This window comes from Sphingomonas faeni, assembly GCF_024273235.1.
Classification (GTDB): Bacteria; Pseudomonadota; Alphaproteobacteria; order Sphingomonadales; family Sphingomonadaceae; genus Sphingomonas; species Sphingomonas faeni_A.
The window spans coordinates 17,799-40,337 of sequence record NZ_JANBVH010000038.1 but is presented as its reverse complement, the minus strand read 5'-3'; the positions used below and the strand labels follow the sequence as shown (position 1 = coordinate 40,337).

Annotated in this window: 20 protein-coding genes; 12 read left to right on the top strand and 8 right to left on the bottom strand. The window is 64.2% G+C overall.

Annotated features, from left to right (window positions below; translation table 11 throughout):
• The first annotated feature begins 49 nt into the window (after positions 1-49).
• The 3 genes from NLI89_RS17525 to NLI89_RS17515 all read left to right on the top strand — a co-directional run bounded on the left by NLI89_RS17525 (position 50) and on the right by NLI89_RS17515 (position 4,575).
• Complete coding sequence (locus tag NLI89_RS17525) at positions 50-1,327, top strand: sensor histidine kinase (RefSeq protein WP_254688158.1); 1,278 nt, start codon at positions 50-52, stop codon at positions 1,325-1,327.
• Positions 1,324-2,004 carry a response regulator transcription factor gene (locus tag NLI89_RS17520; protein ID WP_254688157.1) on the top strand — a complete coding sequence of 227 codons (681 nt, stop codon included), beginning with the start codon at positions 1,324-1,326 and terminating at the stop codon, positions 2,002-2,004. The genes NLI89_RS17525 and NLI89_RS17520 overlap by 4 nt, the downstream gene beginning before the upstream one ends.
• Before the next feature lie 90 nt (positions 2,005-2,094).
• Entirely contained in the window at positions 2,095-4,575 is a 2,481-nt protein-coding gene (locus NLI89_RS17515; RefSeq protein ID WP_254688156.1) for a TonB-dependent receptor, read from the top strand.
• Between the two features lie 134 nt (positions 4,576-4,709).
• On the opposite strand, the gene NLI89_RS17510 is transcribed toward NLI89_RS17515, so the two are convergent.
• Both NLI89_RS17510 and NLI89_RS17505 read right to left on the bottom strand, forming a co-directional pair.
• Positions 4,710-5,609, bottom strand: coding sequence for a quinoprotein relay system zinc metallohydrolase 1 (locus NLI89_RS17510; protein WP_254688155.1), 900 nt, complete (start codon positions 5,607-5,609; stop codon positions 4,710-4,712).
• Between the two features lie 47 nt (positions 5,610-5,656).
• Entirely contained in the window at positions 5,657-6,454 is a 798-nt protein-coding gene (locus tag NLI89_RS17505) for a quinoprotein dehydrogenase-associated SoxYZ-like carrier (RefSeq protein ID WP_042467285.1), read from the bottom strand.
• Positions 6,455-6,518: 64 nt separating this feature from the next.
• Here NLI89_RS17505 and NLI89_RS17500 point away from each other — a divergent pair, with 64 nt between their 5' ends.
• Entirely contained in the window at positions 6,519-7,061 is a 543-nt protein-coding gene (locus NLI89_RS17500) for a rhodanese (RefSeq protein ID WP_254688154.1), read from the top strand.
• Between the two features lie 102 nt (positions 7,062-7,163).
• Here the strand turns inward: NLI89_RS17500 and NLI89_RS17495 are convergent, their stop codons facing one another.
• Positions 7,164-7,463: an EthD family reductase gene (locus tag NLI89_RS17495; RefSeq protein WP_031441032.1), complete on the bottom strand. Its 300-nt coding sequence runs from the start codon at positions 7,461-7,463 to the stop codon at positions 7,164-7,166.
• Position 7,464: 1 nt separating this feature from the next.
• A complete protein-coding gene (locus tag NLI89_RS17490) occupies positions 7,465-7,902 on the bottom strand; it encodes a pseudoazurin (protein WP_031441031.1) in 438 nt (145 codons plus the stop codon).
• 189 nt (positions 7,903-8,091) lie between these two features.
• Here NLI89_RS17490 and adh point away from each other — a divergent pair, with 189 nt between their 5' ends.
• The 4 genes from adh (at position 8,092) to NLI89_RS17470 (ending at position 13,606) form a co-directional block, all read left to right on the top strand.
• The gene (gene adh, locus NLI89_RS17485; protein WP_056025322.1) at positions 8,092-9,612 is read left to right on the top strand and encodes an aldehyde dehydrogenase; all 1,521 of its coding nucleotides are present in this window, start codon (positions 8,092-8,094) and stop codon (positions 9,610-9,612) included.
• 112 nt (positions 9,613-9,724) lie between these two features.
• Positions 9,725-10,141, top strand: coding sequence for a DUF779 domain-containing protein (locus NLI89_RS17480; protein WP_031441028.1), 417 nt, complete (start codon positions 9,725-9,727; stop codon positions 10,139-10,141).
• 40 nt (positions 10,142-10,181) lie between these two features.
• Positions 10,182-11,357, top strand: coding sequence for an FIST N-terminal domain-containing protein (locus NLI89_RS17475; RefSeq protein ID WP_151992476.1), 1,176 nt, complete (start codon positions 10,182-10,184; stop codon positions 11,355-11,357).
• Positions 11,354-13,606 carry a hybrid sensor histidine kinase/response regulator gene (locus tag NLI89_RS17470; protein WP_031441026.1) on the top strand — a complete coding sequence of 751 codons (2,253 nt, stop codon included), beginning with the start codon at positions 11,354-11,356 and terminating at the stop codon, positions 13,604-13,606. The genes NLI89_RS17475 and NLI89_RS17470 overlap by 4 nt, the downstream gene beginning before the upstream one ends.
• Before the next feature lie 164 nt (positions 13,607-13,770).
• Here NLI89_RS17470 and NLI89_RS17465 read toward each other — a convergent pair whose 3' ends face one another.
• The 4 genes from NLI89_RS17465 to pedF all read right to left on the bottom strand — a co-directional run bounded on the left by NLI89_RS17465 (position 13,771) and on the right by pedF (position 17,690).
• Positions 13,771-14,427 carry a response regulator gene (locus tag NLI89_RS17465; protein ID WP_042467292.1) on the bottom strand — a complete coding sequence of 219 codons (657 nt, stop codon included), beginning with the start codon at positions 14,425-14,427 and terminating at the stop codon, positions 13,771-13,773.
• Between the two features lie 86 nt (positions 14,428-14,513).
• On the bottom strand, positions 14,514-16,187 hold the full coding sequence (locus tag NLI89_RS17460; RefSeq protein WP_234422911.1) for a methanol/ethanol family PQQ-dependent dehydrogenase: 1,674 nt from the start codon (positions 16,185-16,187) through the stop codon (positions 14,514-14,516).
• 256 nt (positions 16,188-16,443) lie between these two features.
• A complete protein-coding gene (locus NLI89_RS17455; RefSeq protein WP_056025361.1) occupies positions 16,444-17,295 on the bottom strand; it encodes a substrate-binding periplasmic protein in 852 nt (283 codons plus the stop codon).
• 2 nt (positions 17,296-17,297) lie between these two features.
• Complete coding sequence (gene pedF / locus NLI89_RS17450; RefSeq protein WP_407818298.1) at positions 17,298-17,690, bottom strand: cytochrome c-550 PedF; 393 nt, start codon at positions 17,688-17,690, stop codon at positions 17,298-17,300.
• A 172-nt stretch (positions 17,691-17,862) separates the two neighbouring features.
• Between pedF and NLI89_RS17445 the strand changes: the two genes are divergently transcribed.
• The 4 genes from NLI89_RS17445 to pqqA all read left to right on the top strand — a co-directional run bounded on the left by NLI89_RS17445 (position 17,863) and on the right by pqqA (position 22,538).
• Positions 17,863-18,825 (top strand): PQQ-dependent catabolism-associated beta-propeller protein, encoded by a 963-nt coding sequence (locus tag NLI89_RS17445; protein ID WP_031439389.1) that lies wholly within the window; start codon positions 17,863-17,865, stop codon positions 18,823-18,825.
• Between the two features lie 104 nt (positions 18,826-18,929).
• Entirely contained in the window at positions 18,930-20,351 is a 1,422-nt protein-coding gene (locus tag NLI89_RS17440; RefSeq protein WP_056025310.1) for a porin, read from the top strand.
• A gap of 57 nt (positions 20,352-20,408) precedes the next feature.
• Positions 20,409-22,346, top strand: a complete 1,938-nt coding sequence (gene acs / locus NLI89_RS17435) for an acetate--CoA ligase (RefSeq protein ID WP_031439391.1) — start codon at positions 20,409-20,411, stop codon at positions 22,344-22,346.
• 111 nt (positions 22,347-22,457) lie between these two features.
• Positions 22,458-22,538 carry a pyrroloquinoline quinone precursor peptide PqqA gene (gene pqqA / locus NLI89_RS17430; protein WP_042466497.1) on the top strand — a complete coding sequence of 27 codons (81 nt, stop codon included), beginning with the start codon at positions 22,458-22,460 and terminating at the stop codon, positions 22,536-22,538.
• Position 22,539 lies beyond the last annotated feature (1 nt).

The window sequence follows — 22,539 nt, the reverse complement described above, 5'->3', positions numbered from 1 at the left end:
TCAATATGCTCCTTCTTGTTCGGCGGCGCGCGACGACTAGGATCGGGCCATGTCGATTGAAACTCGCCTACGTCAGCCACTAACGCTCGCTGCGCTGTGTTCCATTGCGCTGTTGGTATCACTGGCAGCGTTGGCGACGGCGTTCATCCTAAGCCTTGCGAGTGCGGGACGGAACTTTGACCGCGCCGGAATCGCGCAGGCGCAGCTTGCGGCCGTGTCGCGGATCGAAACGCTGGCAAACACCGGGGACGCTGCGGCGCTGCGCCCGCATCTCCACGCCTATGCACGATTGATCCGCACCGAGACGGCGCTGTTACCTACCGCTTCCGACGAACACGCAGCGCAGGTGCGTGAGGCGGTGGATGCGGACCATCTCGCTGTGCTGGCCGGCGATCCGAAGCGGCGCGGCGAACTCGCGGACCTGGTCTCCCGCATCGTCGCACGGGAACGCACAGAAGCCGCGCGGATCGGCGCGGACATGATCCGGCTGCGGGCGCGAACGACGATCCTGGCCGTGCTACTCGTGCTGGTGGCAGGCGGATCAGCGTTGCTGGGAGCGTTGGGGTTGATCGCAGCCAATCGCCAGCTTGCCAATGAAGTTTCGGAGAAGACGGCGGAACTTGCCATGATCGATCAATCGCGTCGGCTGTTCTTTGCAAAAGCCAGCCATGAAATGCGGACTCCGATCACCGTGATGCGGGGAGAAGCGGAAGTAGCGCTGGCCGATTTCGCTGCCGAGCCACGTGCACTGCGCGAGGCGCTCGGGCACGTCGTCGCTAATGCCGAGTTTCTCGAACACCGGATCGCTGAATTGCTAGCCTTGGCGCGCGCGGATGACGGTCAGCTTCAACTCGCGCGCGAGCTGATCGATCTGGCGACGCTGGTAGAGGGGGCGGGCGACGCCGCACGTGGTTATGCGCGCTCGGCCGAGGTAGCGCTGGCGGTCGAGACTATGGTGCCGCCGCTGACTGTGCGGGGCGACGCGCGGTGGCTGCAACAGGCGGTGCTTGCAATCGTCGATAACGCGGTAAAGTTTTCGCCATTCGGGGGAACCGTTACCGTACGGCTCACGACCAATGATGATGCGGCGCGGATCGATGTGGTGGATCAGGGATCGGGCGTGGCGGACGAGGCTTTGCCGCGGATCTTCGACGCCTATTACCAGGGGGATGCGGGGCGATCGCGGGGCGGCACCGGGCTCGGCCTGTCACTCGCGCGGTGGGTCGTCGAGCAGCATGACGGATCGATCCATGCCGCCAACGCGCTCGCCAATGGCCTGAGCGTCGGCTGTACCGTGACGATCGACCTTCCCTTGGTACCAGTATGAAGATCCTGTTGGTCGAGGACGATGCCGGCATCGGCCGTTTCGTCAGCCGCGGACTGACCGCGCGCGGGTATGAGGTTGCCTGGGAACGCGCGGCGCGGGAGGTGACGACGATGCTGCGAACCGGCGGATTTGCCGCCGCACTGCTCGACGTGGGCCTTCCCGACCGTGACGGGATGGACCTTTGCCGGGCCCTGCGTGAAGACGGGATCCGGGTGCCGATCCTGATGTTGACGGCGCGAGGAACGTTACAGGACCGGCTCGACGGGTTCGACAGCGGGGCGGACGATTATCTCCCCAAGCCGTTCGCATTCGAAGAACTCGTCGCGCGACTGGCGGCGATCGTCCGTCGGGGAGCGGACGCCGCACCGCCGCCAATGCGCTACGCCAATCTCGCGCTCGACCCGATTTCGCGGCATGCGCTGGTCGACGACCGCCCGCTCGCGCTAAGCCGGCGTGAGTTCGACCTGCTGCAGCGGCTCGTCGCGGCCAATGGCGGCACTGCGACACGAGTGGCGCTGGCCGCTGCTGTCTGGGGCGCAGATGCCGGGATCAGCGACAACGCGCTCGACGTCTATATCGGCTATCTTCGCCGCCGACTGAGCGAACTTCGCGGAGCGCCGGCGATCGAGACACTGCGCGGTCGTGGCTTCCGGCTAGTGCCATCGACCAAGGTATGACGTAACCTGAGACCGATCTCAGGCAAGTGTCGATCAGCCAAGTTATCGTTTCCTCAGCGACGCAGATCGCAGGCGTTGGGGGGATGCAGCATGAAGACCCGTTTCCGTTGGCTGGCCGGTGTCGCCCTGATTGTCATGCCGGCCGCTGGCCACGCGCAGCCGCAAACGCAGACAGGCCTCTCCCCCGAAATCATCGTGACTGCGACCCCGCTGTCCGACGTCGGCGAAGGGACGCTGCCCTTCCCGGCACAGACCACCAGCGACGAGGAGATCGAGGCCGCGCACGCGACCGACATCACCGACTATCTGAAGCGGATGGCGGGCGGCGTGTTCGTCAACGACATCCAGAACAACCCGTTGCAGCCCGATATAAACTATCGCGGCTTCACCGCATCGCCGCTGCTCGGCACGCCGCAGGGGCTGTCGGTCTATGTCGACGGCGTCCGCGTCAACCAACCGTTCGGCGACGTCGTCAGTTGGGACCTTATCCCCAAATCCGCAATCCGTTCGATGACTCTGGTGCCAGGATCAAACCCGCTGTTCGGGCGTAATTCGCTGGGTGGTGCGATCTCTGTCCGGACCAAGGATGGCAAATCCGACCCCGGTGTCGAGATCGAGGCGAGCTATGGATCATTCGATCGCCGTACCGTCGAGGTGCAGGCCGGCGGCAATGCCGACAGCGGTTTCAACTGGTTCCTGAGTAGCGATTATTTTGCCGAGGACGGCTGGCGCGATGTCTCGCGGTCGGAGGCGGGGCAGGCATTCGGCAAGCTTGGCTGGTCTGATACGAAAACCAACGTCGCGCTGTCGGGAAGCTATGCGAAGACCGACCTCAACGGCAACGGGCTACAGGACCAGCGCCTGCTCGAACGTGATCGGTCCAGCGTCTACACCTATCCCGACACTACCCGGAACACCGCGTACCTGATCAACCTCACGGGCGACCACCGGTTTTCCGACGTTCTCTCCTTTGCCGGCAACGCATTTTTCCGCAGCATCAGGACGCGCACGTTCAACGGCGACATCAACGACGATGCACTCGGCGAGAACCTGTATCAACCCAGCGCCGCCGAGCGCGCCGCACTGACCGTGGCCGGATATAGCGGCTTCCCGGTCGCGGCCGAGACGCAGGCCAACACCCCCTTCCCCAGATGGCGCTGCATCGCCAACGTGCTGCTGAACAGCGAGCCGAACGAGAAGTGCAACGGGCTCGCCAACCGTTCGAACACACGACAGCGCGAGTTCGGCGCGACCGGTGAGCTGACGCTGAAGACGCCAGTCGGGGGCGGTTTCAACGCGCTGACGGTAGGCGCGAGCTACGTCAACGGTCGCTCGGTGTTCGTCCAATCGTCGCAATTCGGCTATCTCACGCCCGACCGCGGCATCGTCCCGGTTATCGGCGCGGGCGCGTTCGCAGATGGGACGCAGGACTCCGAACACGCATTCGATGCGCGCGTCGACCTGACCGGCCGCACGACCACGCTCAGCGCCTATGCGCTCGATGCGTTCGACGTCAGCCGGACGCTGCATGTCGACCTGTCCGCGCGCTATGACCACACCGTCGTCCATAACCGCGATGGGCTTCAACCCGGTGGCGGTACCGGATCGCTCGACGGCGACCACAAGTTCGACCGCGTGAACCCGGCGATCGCGCTGCGCTGGAGTCCGACCGAGACCTTCGCGATCGATGCGGCGCTCGCCCAGACCAGCCGTGCGCCATCGGCGATCGAACTTGGCTGCGCGGACCCCGAGAGCCCCTGCCGCCTGCCCAACGCCTTGGCGGGCGATCCGCCGCTCGACCAGGTCGTTGCGCGCACCGTCGAGACGGGCATCAACGCCGACCTCCACGGTATCGCGCTGCGTCTCGGCGCATTCCGCACTGTCAGTCGGAACGACATCCTGTTCGTTGCCGACGATACCGCGGGCTTCGGCTATTTTCGCAATTTCGGGAAAACTCGCCGCCAGGGTATCGACGTCGATCTCGCCGGCGATGTCGGCCCGGTTCACCTGACCGGCCACTACACGCTGCTCGACGCGACCTATCGCAATGGCGAGACCGTCGACGGCTCGGGCAACAGTTCGAGCGAGCACGTCGCGCCCGGATTCGAAGGCGAGATCGACATCGAGAAGGGTGATCGCGTCCCACTGATCCCGCGACACATCTTGAAGGCCGGCGCACGCTGGAAACCGGTAGAGATGCTATCGCTCAGTGCCGACATGATTGCGATTTCGGGCGTGTATGCGCGCGGCAACGAGAACAACGAGCATGAGCCCGACGGGGTGTACTACCTCGGCGAGGGCAAGACCGACGCGTATGCGGTCGTCAATTTTGGCGCGGAGATCCGCCCGGCCCGCCAGTTGACGATCTTCGCACAGCTCAACAACGCGTTCGACAAGCGCTATGCGACCGCCGCGCAACTGGGCGCGACCGGGTTCGATGCGAGCGGCAACTTCGTCGCGCGACCGTTTGCCGGGCCGGTGATCGACGGCGAACGGCCATTAGCGTCGTCGACCTTCTATGCACCGGGTGCCCCACGCTCGATCCAGGTCGGCGCCAAAGTGCGGTTCTGAGGTCTTGGTCGGCGCTCGTCTTGTGCGAGAAAACAGCATGTCTCCCCGCGAAAGCGAGGCTCCAGACTGGGCTCTCGCCTTCGCGGCACAACAATGCCGTGCAAGCTGTATCTCGACCGGACGAGGGCAGAACGCTAGGCTCGCTTGCCCACCAGTGGCAGCGATCGTTCCTCAAGACCCGGATAGAAGTGCGACACCGACCGCTGTAGCTCATAGCGCGCGGCCTTCATCGCAGTGAAGCGTGGCGGGATCGCGATCTCGCCGGCTTCGACTGGATCTAATCCAGCCTGGATCGCGTCGGTCAACGCCATATCGATCCAGTCTATCCAGTCGCGGGTCTGGTCGATCGCGGCGTGCGGCGTAGAATCGATCGGCCCATGGCCGGGAATCACCCGGAGCTGTCCCAACCCCTTCAGCGTATCGAGCGACGTACGCCAGTGCGGCAGGTCGGCATGCGGCGTCGATGGCGCACGATCGTGGAACACCAGATCGCCGGCAATCAGCGTCCTCGTCGCTTCGTCATAGATCGCAAGGTCTGCGCCGCTGTGCCCGGCCAACGCCAGGAGCCGGAGCGTGCGGCCGCCGATCGTCTCGCTGGGCGTAGCGATCACATGACCGGGGATGTGCAGCTCGGTCCCGCGCATCCAGTCGCCCAGCAGGCGGTACATGCCATCCGAAAAGCCCGGCCCTTCGCTTTTGAGCTCGGCGATCAGCGCGGGTGTCCCGGCGATCTGCGGAGGCTGGAACGCGGCATCACCGTAGGTGTGATCGGGGTGAAGATGGGTCAGATAGACGCGCGCGACAGGCTTGCCGGTCAGCTTTTTTGCAAGCGCGGTCAGCTCGGTACCATAGCGCAGCGACGGACCCGCATCGACCAGCACTGCGCCGTCCGCGGTATCAAGGATCGTGACGTTGGCGATCGCGCCGCCATTGCCCATCAGGATCGCGTCGTCGGCGCCGCGCACCACCCAGATGCCATCGGCGACGACCTCCGGTTTCAGGCCATATTGAAACGCGGCTGCCACGACCGGCATTGCTGCAACGCTCGCCAGGCAGCCGCCGACGAATGCTCGTCGGTGAATCAGCGACCTGCTCCCTGCACTGCTGCATTCACCGTTGCTGCGGTCAAGGTGCCGGCGTATTCGATGCCGTTGGTGTCACGGCCGTCGAACGAGACCGACTCGCCTGGCTTGATCTTGGGCATGAGCGTCAGGACCGGATCCTCGGCAACCGACGCCTGCATATGAACCGTGCCGATCGCGCTGCCGCCCGAGGACGTGACCTTTATCTGTTCGAGATAATAGGCCGGGATATTGTCGACGAAGCCGGTGTCCATCGGATGCCGGAACGACAGCATGATACGCGCAGCACCGGCACTTTCCCAAAGCCGCCCGCGGGACTCGCCGAGATGCTGCGCCCAGTCGCCCTTGACGCGGCTGACCGGTGGTGCCGAACAGCCGCCGCCCGCCGCGTCGATCCAGCCACCCGAGACGAGCCAGCTGCCGTCCTTCAGCTGTACCGCTCCGCGCACCGGCGTGCGCTGATCGAGCTTGATCCGGGTCGCGATGAACGGCTCGGCATTCGCCAGAGTGAAATCGATCGATTGCTGGATCGGGTTCATATCGGCGAAGATCACGATCCGCATGACGTCGGGTATACCGCGCGCATCGACCTGGACCGGAAAGGAGCGCTGATTTTCCGCGATCTTCGGAAAGTCGACCTTCACTCGCGGATCGAACCGGACGACCGCGTTTTCGCCGAACACCTGCTTGCCGACATAACCGAACATCGGCGAGCCGAGCTGGTCCTTCGGCAGCGCCGCACCGGCGGTGGCAGAAAAGGCCGAAAGGCCGGCGAGCAAGATGCTAAGTGTCTTCATACCTTGGTAGAAAGGTACGCACGAGAGGGATGCGCTACAATCCGACTTTGGGAGGAGAGCCGCGGTGATTCGTATCTTGGTTTTCGCGGTCGCAGTCGCTGCGCAAACGGTCGCTCCTCGCTCCGATATCGACGCCACGACCGGATACCGCATCGCGCATTACCGCGCGATCGTTCCGACCGCCCCCGAGCGCGTACCAAGGATCGATACGACGACCGTGGCGCGGCTGCGCACGAAGAAGCGCGCCATCCTGATCGACGTGATGCCGGCCGAGGGTGGCGTACGCGATGCGGCGACGGGCGTCTGGCGGCTGGCCAAGCCGCGTCCGAGCATCGCTGGGGCGCACTGGTTTCCCGAAGCGGGGCGCGGGGTGGTTGATCCCGGCATCGCGGCATGGTTCGAAACGGGCGTCGCATCGCTTCGCGGCAAGCGCGATCCGCGTCCGCTGATCGTGTTCTGCCTCGCCGACTGCTGGATGAGCTGGAACGCCTCGCGCCGGTTGGCGAAGGCGGGGTACGGGCATGTCTATTGGTATGCGGACGGTACCGATGGTTGGAGCGAAAGCGGGCGACCGCTGGTCGATGCGGTGCCGTTCGGACGTGAATAGCGCATCCTCGAGGGGTGGGATGGGTAGGTATGGGGCAGGCGCAATCCCGTCACGAACCTACCCATCCCGGGCCCCTCCCTTCGCTGGGGAGGGGTAAAGACGTCACCCGGTAAGGCGTTGCGCCGCGGGGCTTATCGTCGTGAAGTTCGGAACATCGCCGAACACCTCTGCTGCTACCGGCGCTGACATCGCCGCATCGCGCACGGCCCCATCGGTGAAGGTCAGTACCGCCACCGCGACGGCAGCCGGCGCATCGTCGTCGGGAAACAACGCCAACGCATCGGTCAGGCCTAGCGGTCCCCATTTCTCCTTCACGAGCGGCATGTGCGTGTCCGTGTAATAGGCGCGATCGAAGCGTGCGCCTTCAGTGACGGGATAGCTGACGAGCAGGATACCGGCCATCTTACTTCGCCTGTGCGAGTGCGGCGGCCATGCGCTTGCCGGCCAATCCAGGGACCTTCACCGCCTTGGCCGCGGCAAGGTTCGCGGAGGGGCCGTTGCCGACCTGGACGACCGCGACCATGCCCATCGCGTAATGGGGCTTGCACTTGATGCCGTAGATGCCCGGCTTGGTGACGGGGAGAACGAACTCCTTGTTCATCAGCCCCGAACTCGGTGCGACCCCGTCAGGCAGCATCGTCGGGATCGTCTCGGCGTTGTGGCTCGGGTTGGTCGGGACGAAGTGGATCACGTCTCCCGGCTGCGCCTTGATGAAAGATGGCTCGAACACCATCATGCCCCCCTGCCCGCTGGTCTTCATATGGACGGTGACGTCCTTGGCGGATGCGGGTGCCGCCGCGAAAACGACGGTTGCCGCCAGTGATGCGATGATAAGCTTCATGCGATACTCTCCTGAAACGCGCGCGGCTCGACCCGCGATTGCCGTCCCCTCACGCACGCTGCGGCACGATCCCGCAATTGCCCTTTGGTGCAATGGCGCGTGCGCCGCAGCAGGTCGATGGTCGCTGCAAGCCACAGATACGTCCGCCACCACTGACGCGCGGGCGAATTGTACCGAGGAGGGATTATCATGCTGCAGCAGGCACTCGACCAGTTGAAGGGCCAGATCGCGATCCGATCGAAATACGACAATTACATCGGTGGCGAGTGGGTCGCTCCGACCAAGGGGCAGTATTTCGACAACCCTTCCCCCGTCACCGGCAAGACGGTGTGCCAGGTCGCGCGCGGCACCGCCGAGGACATCGAGCTGGCGCTCGACGCCGCGCACGCCGCTAAAGACGCCTGGGGCAAGAGCAGCCCGGCCGAGAGGGCCAACATCCTCAACAAGATCGCCGACCGGATGGAGGAAAAGCTCGATCTGCTCGCAATGGTCGAGACGATCGACAACGGCAAGCCGATCCGCGAGACGACCAACGCCGATATCCCGCTCGCAATCGACCATTTCCGCTATTTTGCCGGCTGCGTCCGCGCGCAGGAAGGCGGCATTTCCGAGATCGACCACGATACGATCGCCTATCATTTTCACGAGCCGCTGGGCGTCGTCGGCCAGATCATCCCGTGGAACTTCCCGATCCTGATGGCGGTGTGGAAGCTCGCACCTGCGCTGGGTGCCGGCAACTGCGTCGTGCTGAAACCCGCCGAGCAGACGCCGATGTCGATCATGGTGCTGATGGACGTGATCGGCGACCTGCTGCCACCGGGCGTGCTGAATGTCGTCAACGGCTTCGGCGTCGAGGCGGGCAAGCCGCTCGCGCAGAACAAGCGCATCGCAAAGATCGCGTTCACCGGCGAGACGACCACCGGCCGCCTGATCATGCAATATGCGACGGAGAACCTGATCCCCGTTACGCTCGAACTCGGCGGCAAGTCGCCCAACATCTTCTTCGCCGACGTGATGGACGCCGACGACGATTATTTCGACAAGTGTCTCGAAGGCTTCGCGATGTTCGCGCTCAATCAGGGCGAGGTCTGCACCTGCCCGAGCCGCGTGCTGATCCAGGAATCGATCTACGAAAAGTTCATCGCGCGCGCGATCGAGCGGGTGAAGGCGATCAAAATGGGCTCGCCGCTCGATCCCTCGACGATGATCGGCGCGCAGGCGTCGAACGACCAGCTCGAGAAGATCCTGTCGTACATCGATATCGGCAAGGCGGAAGGTGCCAAGATTCTGACTGGCGGCGAACGCGCGCAGCACGACGGCGAGTTCTCCGACGGGTATTACATGGAGCCCACGATCATCGAGGGTAACAACAGGATGCGCGTCTTCCAGGAAGAGATCTTCGGACCCGTCGTCGCGGTGACGACCTTCAAGGACGAAGCCGACGCGCTCGCGATCGCCAACGACACGCTCTACGGCCTCGGCGCCGGCGTCTGGTCGCGCAACGGCACGACCGCCTACCGGATGGGCCGCGGTATCCAGGCCGGGCGCGTATGGACCAACTGCTACCACCTCTACCCTGCGCATGCCGCATTCGGTGGCTACAAGCAGTCGGGCATCGGCCGCGAGAACCACAAGATGATGCTCGATCACTATCAGCAGACCAAGTGCCTGCTGGTCAGCTATTCGGCCAAGGCGCTTGGCTTCTTCTGATACAGCTTCTGGTACGCACGCGAGATCGGATCCCCTTTCTCCCATGATCTCGCGACCGCACTGCGGCGGGCCTCAGGGTCCGCCGCATTTTTCCGTTTTCAAGGCTGGCTCCATGACCTTTGCTACGCTCGCCCCGCCCCGGATCCTGTCCACCGCCGCTGCCGATGCGCTGATAGCGAAGCTTGCCGCGCAGCACGGCCCACTGATGTTTCACCAGTCCGGCGGCTGCTGCGATGGGTCGGCGCCGATGTGCTATCCGGCAGAAGAATTCCGCGTCGGAACGCAGGACATCCTGCTCGGGCGGATCGCGCCCGGCACGGCGGAAGGTGGCGTCCCCGTCTGGATCGGCGCCGCGCAATTCGACTATTGGCGGCATACCCAGGTGACGATCGACGTCGTCCCGGGGCGCGGCGCGGGGTTCTCGCTCGAAGGACCCGAGGGACTGCGCTTCATGATCCGCAGCCGCGTCTTTACCGACGCCGAAGTCGATGCGCTCGACGCGGCCGGCCCGCCCGAGCGTGGCGCCTGACCCGGTCGATCGGCGGATGACGGGACTGCCCAAGCATGACATGATCGCGGCGATGTTCGTTCCGCCTCACCCGTCGCGTGCACCCTCCTCACCGATCCGTGTCGCCGCGACCCGCGTGACCGATCCCGAACTGGCGATCCGCGATCTGTTCGGTCGGCTCGATCTGCCCGAACTCGCTGGCATCGTCCTGTTCTGTTCGAGCCGATACCCGCTCGACGCATTGGCCGAAGCGATCGGCAGCCGTGCCGAGGGTCTGACGATCGTCGGTTGTACGTCGTCCGGCGAGATCACGCCGGACGGATTGGACGAGGGCACGATCACCGCGATCGGCTTTCCCGCGAGCGATTTCCGATTGAGCGCGACCTGTTTCGAGAATCTCGACACGTTCGATGCGCGCGTCGCACAGCAGACGGTGCGCTCGATGGTCGCCACCGCGGCGCTGCCAGGACCGCAACTGGGCGACACGCCAAGCCACGCCGCGATCTTCCTGGTCGACGGGCTTTCGCATCGCGAAGAGATGCTGACGCTGACGTTGCAGGATGCGCTGGGCGAGGTGCCGCTGATCGGCGGCTCGTCGGGCGATGGCCTCGATTTCCGCGAGACGTTCGTGTTCTACGAAGGGCAGTTTCGCCGCGACGCCGCGATCGTCGCAATCCTGTCGTCGTCGCGACGCATGAAGGTGTTTCGTGCGCAGCATTACGGCCCGGGCGGCGTCAAGATGGTCATCACCGTCGCCGACCCGGTGACGCGCATCGTCCATGAGATCAATGCCGAGCCCGCGGTCGAGGAATATGCGCGGCTGATCGGCACGACCGTGGCGGAACTCAGCCCCAACCACTTCGCGGCACACCCGCCGATGGTCCGCGCAGGCGGCGAATATTTCGTGCGATCGATCCAGACCGCGAACCCCGATGGTAGCCTCACCTTCTACTGCGCGATCGACGAGGGTATCGTCCTGACGTTGGGCGAAGCGACCGACATCATGCAGAATCTCCACGACCTGTTCGAAAATCTCGATCTTTCGGTCGGCGGGATCGACCGTATCCTCGGCTTCGACTGTGTCCTGAATAACGTCGAGGTTGAGCAGCGCCAATTGCGCAGCGCGGTATCGGCGCTGTTCGCAGATCGAGGTGTCGTTGGGTTCAATACGTACGGCGAGCAATATCACGCGCTGCACGTCAACCAGACTTTCAGCGGGCTGGCGATCGGGCGATGATCGCGGATACTGATGGGCATCGCGACGACCGGGTCGCCTCGCTCGAAATCCAGCTGGGGAAACTCGCGCGGATCAACGCGTCGCTGATGGGCCGGGTCGAGCGATCGACCGATCTGCGCGGCAACGCTTTTTCGGTGTTTGAGACCGCGATCTCGCTGGAGGGGAAGGTCCGTGAACGGACGGCGGACCTGGAACGCGCGCTCGGCGAACTCGCCTCGACCAACGCCGAACTCGCTCAGGCGACCGACGCCGCAGACAGTGCACGCCGCCGTTTGGGCGACGCGATCGAAACGATCAACGAGGGATTCGCGATCTTCGACGCGGACGATCGGCTGGTGCTATGCAACCAGACCTATTTGTCGCTTTGGCCCAAGGTCGCCGACCAGATCGTACCAGGTGTGCGCTTCGACGAGATTCTAGGCAAGATCGGCGAAACCAGCGGGATGCTCGGAGCGATGGTCGCACCCGATCGCTGGATATCGGAGCGTGGCGCGGCGCATGAGCTCGCTGAGGGTGGCCAGGTTATCGCGCTTGCCGACGGCCGCTGGATCCAGGTCAACGAGCGGCGCACAACCGAAGGCGGCGTCGTCGGCGTCTATACCGACATCACCGACATCAAGGCCGAGGATGCCCGATTGCGCGCGCGCGAGCTCGCCGAGCGCGCGGTCGTGTTGCAGGCGACGCTCGATGCGATGCCGCAGGGCGTGTGCGTGTTCGATCGTGAACGCGCGCTGCTTGCGTGGAACGATCCGCTGCTCGCGTTTCTCAAGCTGCAGCCGACGCGGGCAAGGCTGGAAATAGCGGAGCACGCCGCATTGATCCAGTGGTGCCGCACCGCGTTACCGCGTGCCGACGCTGCCGACACGCTTGGCTGGCTCGGCGAAGGAGAACCGGAAATCGTAGCAGTTCGCGCGCTGGAGGATGGCCGCAGCGTCGAGGTGCGACGATTGCCGATGCCGGGAGGCGGCATGGTGATGAGCTTCGACGACGTCACCGACCGGCTGCGTGCGGCGGCGGCGTTGCGCGAGACGAACGAGACGCTCGAACGCCGGGTGCAGGAACGCACTGCCGCGGTCGTCGCGGTCAATATGGAGCTTCAGCAGCAGGTCGCTGAACGCGTCGCCGCCGAGGCCGCGATGCGCGAGGCGAAGACCGCCGCGGAACAGGCGAACCTGTCGAAGACACGGTTCCTCGCCGCCGCGAGCCACGATCTCTTGCAGCCGTTGAACGCCGCGCGATTGTTTGTCTCGGCCTTGGCAACACGCCGATTGGCGCCGGCGAATCGGACGTTGGTCGAACAGACCGGCTCGGCGCTAGACTCGATTGAGGACTTGCTCGAAGCACTGCTGGAAATCTCGAAGCTCGACGCAGGCGCGGTAACGCCCGAGATCACTGACGTGCCGCTCGGCGAATTGATGCGCGCGCTGCACGCCGAGTTCGCGCTGGCGGCAAGCACGCGCGGGTTGACGCTGACTGTCGAGCCGACCACCGCCTGGGTCCGCACGGACGCGCGCCTGCTGCGACGAATCCTGCAGAACTTCTTGTCGAACGCGCTGCGCTACACCCGGCAGGGTGGCGTTGTGATGGCCGCACGGCACGAAGGAGCGCATGTCCAGATCGCGGTCACCGATACTGGTGCGGGGATCGATCCCACGCACCATGGTGAGATCTTCGAAGAGTTTCGCCGGCTGAACTCGGGGCATGAGCGTGGCATGGGTCTAGGCCTCGCGATCGTGCAGCGTGCCGGGCGAATGCTAGACCACCCGATCGGCGTGCGATCGGCGATCGGTCAAGGGTCGACCTTCTGCGTGACGGTGCCGCTGACAGTCGAGGGTACGCGTCAGATTTGCGCCGCCACCCCCGCCGCCCGCCGCGGGATCGCCGCGCGCACCGTGCTAGTAATCGACAACGAGGAAATAATCCTCGAAGGCATGCGGGCCGTACTGGAGGGCTGGGGTTGCGACGTCTTGACCGCGGTCGGTGGGTCCGAGGCGAGGGAAGCGATCGCCGCGTCTAGCGCACCGGTAGAGGTGATCCTGGCGGACTATCATCTGGGTAACGGCATGACCGGGGAAGTCGTCGTGGCCCAGTTGCGTACGTTGCTCGACCGGCCGACACCGGCGGTGATCATCACCGCGGACCGCGAACCGGACCTGCGCGACCGGTTGCTGGGTGCCGGTCTGCATGTATTGCAGAAGCCGGTGAAGCCGGCGCAGTTGCGGGCGTTGCTGGCGCGGCTGACAGGGTAGAACACGCAAAAGGCGATTGTCATCCCCCGGGGGGGGCGCCCGAAGGAGGGGGTGGCAAACGACCATCTCCGTTCCGTAACCTCCCCCTCAGTCGCGTTCGCGACACCCCCTCCTGGCAAGGGAAGGTTAAAAGCTCGAATGTCGGTAAACTTTAATCGGTCTCCTCAGTGCCGGGCCGCCAACGGTGCCGGCACGAAATTGATCTTGTTTGCCAGGATCACGGCTTGGGTCCTGCTATAAACGTTCAGTTTCGCCAGGATCGCCGAGACGTGCGCCTTCACCGTCGTCATCGAGACATCAAGTTCAAACGCGATCTGCTTGTTGAGCTTGCCGCCGACGACCAGCCCCAACACGACGCGCTGTTGCGGCGTCAACGTTTCGACGCGGCGGCGGATGTCGTCGAGTGCGACATTGTCCGCGCCGATAGTCCGGAATTCTTCCGGCATGAAGACGTCGCCCGCCAGGATTGACTGGATCGCCTCGACGATCGCGCTGCGCTTGAGCGACTTCGGGATGAACCCGGCCGCGCCGTTGGCAATCGACGCGCTGATCAAACCGCCCTCGCACGCACCCGATACGATCACGACGGGTACCGACGGGAACCGGTCGCGCATCTGGGCAAGTCCCGAAAACCCTTCGGCATCGGGCATGTTGAGATCGAGCAGGACGAGGTCGAAATCGCCTTCACGCTCGACGATTGCGATGGCCTCGGCGATCGACGACGCCTCGAACAATTCGCACTGATCGAACGCGACCGAGATGACGGTGCGGAGTCCGTCCCGTACGAGCGGATGATCGTCCGCGATTAGCACCCGTTCCACGTCATGCCCCCCTGCCCGCGGCTGGTGTACCGGCTCAGCGCGCGACAAGGAATGGGATGCCGCCTGCGACATCCCATTCTCGATCATCACGATTTTGGCAGCTTGAACACCCAGAGCGCACCGCCCTGGTTGATATGCTGCACCGCCTTGGCGACCTCACCACCCCATAGCGGCACCGCGCCACCCCAGCCCGACATGACCGCGACGAACTGCTCGCCGTCCTGGGTCCAAGTGACCGGCGAACCGACCACGCCCGATCCGGTGTTGAACTTCCAGAGTTCCTTGCCGGTCTTCGCGTCGAATGCCTTCAGATAGCCCTCGGGCGTGCCGGTGAAGACCAAATTCCCCGCGGTCGCGAGCACCCCGCCCCACAGTGGCGCCTTGTTGTTGTATTCCCACGCGATCTTGCCGGTGGCGGGATCGATCGCGCGCAGCACGCCGATATGATCGGGGTACAGCGGCTTGATCGTGAAGCCCGCGCCCAGATAGGCCGCGCCCTTCTTGTACGCGATCGGCTCGTTCCAGATATCCATGCCCCATTCGTTGGAAGGCACGTAGAACATCCCCGTCTGGCCGCTATACGCCATCGGCATCCAGTTCTTGGCGCCGAGGAACGCAGGCGCGGAGAACACCGTCGTACCCTTTTCGGTCGAAGGCGGACCCGGACGGTTGGTATCGTCGAAGATGGGCCGGCCGGCCTTGGTATAGCCCTTTGCCCAGGTCGTCTTGGACACGAACGGATTGGCCGAGATGAACTTGCCGGTCGTCCGGTCTAGCACGAAGAAATAGCCGTTGCGATTAGCTTGCGCGCCAAGCTTCATCATCTTGCCGCCGATCTTGGCATCGAACGGGATGAACTCGTTCACGCCGTCGAAATCCCAGCCGTCGTGCGGCGTATACTGGTAATGCCATTTGATTTCGCCGGTGTCGGCATCGATCGCCAGCGTCGACGAGGTGTAGAGATTGTCGCCCGGCCGCAGATGGCTGTTCCAAGGTGCCGGGTTGCCGGTACCGAAAAAGAGCAGATTGGTGTCGGGATCGTAGGTGCCGCCCAGCCATGGCGCGCCGCCGCCAGTCTTGTACTGATCGCCCTGCCAACTCGCGTTGGTCTTGCCGGTGATCGTTGAGTCCTTGCCGTTGAGCGAGCCCATATTGCCTTCGATCGTCGGCCGCGACCAGACCAGCTCGCCGGTGTTGACGTCGCGCGCCTCGACTTTGCCGATGACGCCGAACTCACCGCCCGAATTGCCATAGATCACCTTGCCCTTGACGATGATCGGTGCCGCGGTGTTCGAGTAACCCGCCGCGTAATCCTGCAGCGTCTTGTTCCAGATCACCTTGCCGGTGTTGCGGTTGAGCGCGACCATGTGCGCGTCGAGCGTCGCGAAGATGATCTTGTCGCCGTAGATCGCCGCACCGCGGTTGACCACGTCGCAGCAGGGCATAATGCCGTCGGGCAGACGCGCGTCGTATTGCCACTTCTCTTCGCCGGTCTTCGCATCGAACGCGAACAGTCGCGAATAGGAGCCGGTCACGTAGATCGTGCCGTCATAGACGATCGGCTGCGATTCCTGGCCGCGCTGCTTTTCACCACCGAGCGAGGCGGAGAAGGCCGGGACCAGCTTGGCGACATTGGTATCGTTGATCTGGGTGATCGTGCTGTAGCGCTGAGCCTTGGGCCCCATGCCGTAGGTCAGAATGTCGCCAGGGGTGTTCGCGTCGCTCATCAGGTCGGCGTCGGTCGGGCCGGCCCCGGCCATCGGCGGCGCGGCAGGTGCCGCCGGCGTCGCAGCCGGGGCGGCAGCATCCTTGACCGCCGCTGCGAGCGGCGTCGTCGCCATCATGGCGGCCCCCGCCAGCAGTGCGGCCGCGCGCGTCATGCGAAACGTCATCGTCTTCTCCCCTCCTGTTCGTCCATTCATTGGATCGACCCGTTCTTTGAACCGTCTTGGAATTTTCTCAGGATAATCTCAGACTCGCCACCGCCACATAGGACCTTCGGTCGCTGCGACCACGCTAGATCGAGATTGGCGTTTTCGGCGAGACACCGTACCGTGCGAAAATGGCGTCCAGCGTTCCGTCGGTGCGAAATCCGGCGATCATCGTATCGAGTGCGTCCGCCAGATCGCGGCTGTCGTCCTTGACCGCCATGCCGATGTCCCAACCCGGACTCGGCAGTGCTGGCAGGGGGCCTTTGCGGACCTTCACCGTCTTACTGCCGCCATGAAGCGCATGTTCGATCTGCGCGCGGCTCGCCATCGCGACGTCGGCGTCGCCGGTCTTGACTGCGTCGATCGCCGCCTGACCGCTGGTGAGATGCTTGACGTCGGGGCGCAGCACGCCGCCGAACGAGCCAGACAGATAGAAGTCAGGGATGCTGTCGAGCTCGGCAACCAGGCGCATGCCCTTGAACGCCGCGGGCGCGACCTCGCAGTCGGTGTCGAGGCCGCAGGCCATCTGGAAACCTTCGCGGTAGTAAGGCGCGCCGATCACCGCACGGTCGTTGGCGAGCGCGAACGCCCGATCGACCGGCACGTGCATCATCACGTCGCAGACCGTCCCGCCGACCAGCGAGCCGCGCCACACCATGTTTCGGAGATCGTCCGACACCCCCTCGTCCGCGAGGAAGTCGATCGGTTCGGCACGGACCCCGAGTTTCTTCGCGATGGCTTCGGCGATCTCGACGTCGATCCCGACGATCTTGCCGTCCCGCTTCCACGACCATGGCTCGAAATCGCGGTATACCGCGACGCGCAGCACGCCGTTCGCCTTGATCTTGTCGATCGGTGCCGCTGCCGCCGTTCCGAACGGCACCAGCGCGGCGCTGGCCAATGCGCCGCCGAGAAACGCCCGCCGCGATGGTCTCACGATCACTCCTCCGAATGCTTCGTGTCGAGCCAGGAACGGATCGCCCAGCCGGCCTTCTGCCCCAGCACGTCGCCCATCGGCGGCATGTACACCTTGCCATCGCGGACCGAGCCATGCTGGAATCGCTGGATGTACCATTCGTCACCCGCCTCGCCGACGTCGAGATAGCGCAGGTCCGGCGCGATCCCGCCGGAGATGGCCTCCAAGCCGTGGCAGCGCGCGCAATTCTGGCCATACGCGCTCTCGCCGATCTTGATCGCGGTCGCGTCGCTGCGATACGGGTTCACCTTCAGCCATGTAGTGCCAATGTCCTTCAGCGCGGTCGTGTCGACGGCTTGGGGCGTTACATTGCCATGCGCATACACATTGATGCCGATCGATCCGGCCGCGACCATTGCCGAAGCCGCGAAGACGAACCGCGATACTCTTCCAGCCATTCCAAACACCTCACCATTGCCGTCGGCCGATCTGACGCGGCATGGCAGAACCCTATGGACGGCCCACGCGCTAGTCCTATTGCACTTTGGTATCAGGGTGTTGCGCGCTCATCGGAGTTAGTGTCGGCAAATGCGAACCCTGACCCTGCTTCCCCTGCTGGCGTTGACCGCCGCCGCTCCTGCACTTGCGGAGACGATCTACGTTTCCAACGAGAAGGGAAACTCGATCACCGTCATAGACGGCGCGACGCTGAAACCGATCGCGACGTGGCCAGTTGGCCGTCGCCCGCGCGGCATCATCCTGTCGCGTGACGGTACTCAGCTCTACGTCTGCGCCAGCGACGAGAATGCCGTGCAGGTGATTGACAGCAAGACCGGCAAGCTCATCGCCGACCTGCCTTCGGGCGAGGATCCGGAGACGTTCGCGCTCTCCCCCGACGGCACGCTGCTGTTCGCCTCCAACGAGCGGGACGCCGCGGTCACCGCGATCGACGTGCCGGGGCGGAAAGTCGCGTTCCAAGTCGTGGTCGGCGTCGAGCCCGAGGGGATGGCGGTCAGTCCCGACGGCAAGACCGCGGTATCGACCGCGGAGACCGACAATTCGCTCCACTGGATCGATATCGCCAGCCACCAGCCGACCGGCGTCACCGCGGTCGAGCAACGTCCGCGTCATGCCGAATATACGCGCGACGGCAAACAGTTATGGGTTTCGGCCGAGATCGGCGGGACGGTTCAGATCGTCGACACCGCAGCTCGGACGGTAACCGACACGATCCGCTTCGCAATCCCCGGCACCAACCCCGAGAAGATCATGCCGGTCGGCATCCGGTTTACCCCCGATCACAAGACCGCGTTGGTTGCCTTGGGCCGCGGCAACGCCGTCGCGTTCATCGACGTTGCCAGCCACAAGGTGACGCGGATCGTTCCCGTCGGCCTCCGCGTCTGGCACCTCGCGATCAGCCCCGACGGCAGGCGCGCCTTCGCCGCCAATGGCCTCAGCGACACCGTGTCGGTGATCGACATCGCGACCGCCAAGGTGACCGCGACGATCCCCGCCGGCCGCGCACCCTGGGGAGTCGCGATCGCACCCTGACGTCATTCGCACGCCGGACCCAAAGTCTAATTTTCGCGACCGCCTGTATCCGCCAGCCTTTGCAACAAGGCGCAGATCACATCGCGTCGCAAAGGGAGGTTTCGATGATCGGACTAGGCAATCTGCTGGCAACGGCGGCAGGCGGGACTTTACTGTGCTGTGCGGCAACGCCCGCTTTCGCACAGGCCGATGACACGACCAGTCAGTTGCTCTTGCGCTTGAAGGAAAAGGGCATCCTCACCAATGACGAATACAACGCGCTCGTTGCCCGCAAGACCGCCGAAGTCGCACCGTCTCAGCCTACCGCCGTCGCCACCAGTGCGCCCCAGGCGCCGCAACAGGCCGCGCAGGCTCAGCTTGACGACAAGCGCTCCGTCCGCATGACCGAAGCCGGCGTCGGCATGGAGTTCGGCGGCGTGACCGTGAAATTCTCCGGATCGGTCAACGGCTTCTACGTCCACGACAATGGCGACCGCGCGATTGCCAGCAATACCGTCGTCGGCGGCCTCGCCGCCGTTGGCAAAAGCAGCTCGTCGATCCGCAACGGCCTGTTGCCCGGCATCTTCGGCATCGACGTATCGACCAACCAGGGCGGTTGGGACGTCGCCGCGCATATTGGCCTGTATCCCGGCATCAACAGCGTCTCCAACGTGGGCGGGGCCAATTCAGCCGGTACGCCGCAAGCGCTCGCCACATCGGGCATCGACGCCCGCCAGACCTACCTTACCTTCGGAAAGCCCAATTTCGGCACGATCAAGGTCGGTCGCGACATCGGCCTGTTCGGCTCGGACGCGATCCTCAACGATATTACACTGCTCGGCGTCGGCTCGACCGGCGGCAACGTCGCGCCGTCGAACACCTCGCTCGGGCGGATCGGCATCGGCTATATCTACACCGACTTCCAGCCCCAGATCACCTATTCCAGCCCCAAATTCGGTGGGCTCCAGGTAAGCGCCGGCATCTTCCAGCCGCTCCAGACGATCGGCAATTCGGAGGTCAATGGTTCGCCCGGCTTCCAAGCTAAAGTCACCTATGACTTCAAGTCGGATCAGCTCGGTGGACACTTTTGGGCTGGCGGCATCACCCAGAAGCATGACGGGGTCGATGGATCTCCCAGCTACACCGGCAGCGGCTTCGATGTCGGCGCGAAGCTGACCTATGCCGGCTTTGGTTTGCTTGGTTACTATTACAATGGCTCGGGCATCGGTACGACCGGCTTGTTCATCCTCTCCACAGACGCCGCCGGGCGCAAGCGCGACAGTAGCGGCTATTATGCCCAGGGCACGTACACGATCGGCAAGCTCACGCTCGGCGGAAGCTACGGCGCGAGCTTCCTCGATCTTGCCCGCAACGAGGTCAACCCGACGCTGCTTGACAAGAACAGCAGTTGGGTCGGTCAGGCGCGCTACGGCCTGACCAGCTGGGTCACGCTGATCGGCGAATACACGCGGACCAAGGCCGAGGCCCATAACGGCAACGATGCCAAGTCCGATACTTTGGCAGCGGGTGCGATCCTGTTCTTCTGATCCGACGCCCGGCCGCGGGACATCATCGCCCCGCGGCCTCTTCTTTCCGGGACACCTATGACCGAACAGACCATCTTCCCCGTAACCAGTGGCTGGGCCGACCACGCCCGCATCGACGGGGACGGCTACGACACGCTGTATGAAGCGGCGTCGAGCAATCCGGGCGCGTTCTGGCTGGAACAGGCGAAGCGGCTGGACTGGACGAAGGTACCCGAGATCGCAGGCGACTGGTCGTTCGCGAAAGATGATTTCCACATCAAATGGTTCGAGGACGGCGAACTGAACGTCGCCGCGAACTGTCTAGACCGGCATCTCGATACACGCGGCGATCAGGTCGCGATCATCTGGGAGCCGGACTGCCCCACCGATGCGCCTCGTCACATCACCTACCGCGAACTCCATGCCGGAGTGTGCCGCTTCGCCAACGTGCTGACCGCGCAGGGCGTTGCGAAGGGCGATCGCGTCACGATCTACCTGCCGATGATCCCCGAAGCGGCATTCGCGGTACTCGCCTGCGCGCGGCTCGGTGCGGTGCATTCGGTGGTGTTCGGCGGCTTCTCCCCCGAGGCGATTGCCGGGCGGATCGAGGATTGTGGATCGACGATCGTCGTCACCGCCGACGAAGGCTGTCGTGGCGGCAAGCGCATTCCATTGAAGGCCAATGTCGATGCCGCCGCCGAAAAGGCTCCAGGCCTCAAGCGCGTCATCGTCGTCAAGGCGACCGGCGGCGACGTGACGATGCACACCCGCGACGTCTGGTATCACGAAGCAGCCGAGGGAGTCGGCACCGACTGCCCCGCGGTGCCGGTCGCCGCCGAAGATCCGCTGTTCGTGCTCTACACCAGCGGATCGACCGGCAAGCCCAAGGGCGTGCTGCACACTAGTGGCGGCTATCTGCTCTGGGCGGCCTACACCCATGAGATGGCGTTCGATTACCAGCCCGGCGACATCTACTGGTGTGCCGCCGATATCGGTTGGGTCACCGGCCACACGTACATCCTCTACGGCCCGCTAGCCAATGGTGCGACGACCTTGATGTACGAGGGGCTTCCGAACTGGCCGAACGCCAGCCGGATCTGGGAGATCGTCGATCGCCACAAGGTCCACACACTGTTTACCGCACCGACCGTGCTGCGCGCGCTGATGAAAGAAGGCGACGATTTCGTCACGCGCACCGATCGCTCGTCGCTCAAGCTGCTCGGCAGTGTCGGCGAACCGATCAATCCCGAGGCATGGCGCTGGTATCACGATGTCGTCGGCGGCGGACGAGCGCCGATCATCGACGCGTGGTGGCAGACCGAGACCGGCGGTATCATGATCTGCCCACTGCCCGGCGCGACCGCATTGAAGCCGGGTTCGGCAACCAAGCCCCTGCCCGGCGTGACGCTGGAACTGGTCGACGAGAAGGGCAACGTGCTGGTCGGTCCGGCGGAAGGCAACCTCGTCATCACGCAGAGCTGGCCAGGCCAGATGCGGACCGTCTGGGGCGATCACGAACGCTTCTTTCAGACCTATTTCTCGACCTACCAGGGCAAGTATTTCACCGGCGATGGATGTCGCCGCGATGAGGACGGTTATTACTGGATCACCGGCCGCGTCGACGACGTGATCAACGTTAGCGGGCACCGGATGGGCACGGCCGAAGTCGAAAGCGCGCTGGTGCTGCACAAACACGTCGCCGAGGCGGCAGTGGTCGGCATGCCGCACGACGTGAAGGGCCAGGGCATCTACGCCTATGTCACACTCAACGACGGCATCGACCATAGCCACGACCTGCGCGACGAGCTGTGCCGCTGGGTACGCACCGAGATCGGCCCGATCGCAACCCCCGACAAACTCCAATTCGCTCCGGCTTTGCCCAAGACGCGCTCGGGAAAGATCATGCGCCGCATCCTGCGCAAGATCGCGGAAGGCGACACCTCGAGCCTCGGCGACACCAGCACGCTGGGCGATCCAAGCGTCGTCGATCACCTGATCGCCAACCGGGTCGGATGATCAAGCAGCTAGTCCGGCGCGATTTGGCCAAGTCGTACTTAAGGCCAATTCCCTCGCATCGACCGATCGCTAGGGTCCAGCAGGCGCATATCCGCGCACAGGAGACAGTGAATGGCCTGGAAGAAGCCCCGGATCGTCGAGATCGCCCTCGGTGCCGAAATCAACTGCTATGCGTGCGCCGAACTCGTCTGAT